The organism is Pseudoxanthomonas sp. LjRoot204_2, assembly GCF_056175765.1.
This window is the reverse complement of sequence record NZ_JBGFFG010000674.1, coordinates 1-1234: the sequence shown is the minus strand read 5'-3', so window position 1 is coordinate 1234 and position 1234 is coordinate 1. Positions and strand designations below refer to the sequence as shown.

1 protein-coding gene is annotated in these 1234 nt (G+C 68.0%); it reads left to right on the top strand.

Going from position 1 to position 1234, the window contains the following annotated elements:
* Positions 1-1234, top strand: a 1234-nt coding sequence (locus tag AC04L7_RS19000; protein WP_475513745.1) for a PAS domain-containing protein, incomplete at both ends; no start/stop codon positions are given.

Sequence of the window (1234 nt, the reverse complement as noted above, 5' to 3'; positions counted from 1 at the left end):
GAGCAGTGCGCAATGGTGGCTGGACAACATCCATCCCGACGATCGCGAGCGGGTCAGCGAGGGCATCCATGCGGTGATCGATCACGGCGGCGATGCATGGACGGATGAGTACCGGTTCCGTCGGGCCGATGGCGGATACGCCGACATTCTCGACCGCGGCACGGTGCTGCGCGGATCCGCCGGCGAGCCGGTCCGCATGATCGGCGCAATGCTGGATCTCAGCGCCCGCAAGGCCGCCCAGGCCGCGCTGGCAGAGAGCGAAGAGCGGCTTCGCCTTGCCACCGAGGCATCCGACATCGGCTTCTGGGATGTGGACCTGGTCAACGACCTGCTCATCTGGCCGCCGCGGACGAAGGCCATGTTCGGCATTTCGCCGCACGTGCCTTGTTCGCTGGAGGACTTCTACGCAGGCCTGCATCCGGAAGACCTGGAACGGACCAGCGTGGCCTTCGCCGCCGCGGCCGATCCCGCGCAGCGGGCGCTCTACGACGTCGAGTACCGCACGGTCGGCAAGGAGGACGGGGTGACGCGCTGGGTGGCCGCGAAGGGCCGGGGCCTGTTCGATGGCGACCGTTGCACGCGGGTGGTGGGCGTGGCGATCGACGTCACGGGCCGCAAAGCCGCCGAAACGCAACTCAGGGAACTCAACGAACGACTCGAGAGCCGCGTCGCCGAGGAAGTGGCCGAGCGCACGCGCGTGGAGGATGCCCTGCGCCAGAGCCAGAAGATGGARGCGGTGGGSCARCTGACCGGCGGCATCGCCCACGACTTCAACAACATGCTGGCGGCGATCATCGGCCCGCTCGATCTGCTTGCCGGCCGGCTCGATCCGGAGGATGCGCGTGCCAGGCGCTACGTGGACATCGCGATGGAAGCGGCGCGTCGTGCGGCCCAGCTGACCCAGCGGTTGCTCGCGTTCTCGCGTCAGCAGCCCCTGCAACCCGAGTCGCTGGACGCGAACAAGCTGGTGGCCGGCATGTCGGACCTGCTGACCCATTCGCTGGGGGGCGACGTGCAGCTGGAAACCGTGCTCGCCGGCGGTCTCTGGCGAACCCACGCCGATCCCAACCAGCTGGAGAACGTGATCCTCAATCTCGCCGTGAATGCGCGCGACGCGATGCCGGAAGGCGGCCGCGTCACGGTGGAAACCGCCAACTGCTACCTCGACCATGGGTACGTGGAAGCGAACCCCGGTATCGCGCCGGGTCAGTACGTGCTGGTCGCGGTGTCCGAT